The sequence below is a fragment of the Pseudomonas sp. SIMBA_067 genome (genome assembly GCF_046534675.1).
Lineage (GTDB): Bacteria > Pseudomonadota > Gammaproteobacteria > Pseudomonadales > Pseudomonadaceae > Aquipseudomonas > Aquipseudomonas putida.
On sequence record NZ_JAWRYH010001125.1, the window covers coordinates 1 to 244 of the forward strand.

At 65.6% G+C, this 244-nt stretch carries 1 protein-coding gene; it reads right to left on the reverse strand.

Features of this window, described 5'->3' with window-relative positions; translation table 11 throughout:
* Nucleotides 1-244, reverse strand: a 244-nt coding sequence (locus tag SB765_RS32790; protein WP_410932913.1) for a heme-binding protein, incomplete at both ends; no start/stop codon positions are given.

The window sequence follows — 244 nt, forward strand, 5'->3', positions numbered from 1 at the left end:
CTCGCGCCGCCGGCAACCCCCAGCGCAGCCACTGCCTGGCCGTGCTGGCGCACCACCACTCCCGCTACCGCCGGCAAGATCCCCGGGATGCTGCCCAACTGCAGGTTTTCCTTGCGTGCCAGGTCGTAGAACACGACGGTGTCGACATCATTGATGGCGGCTGAATTGGCTTTTCTGATTGCCGCCTCGACGCAACCCGGTGCCGCGCCATCCATGCGTTTGAACGCGAGCAGGTAGCCGCTGG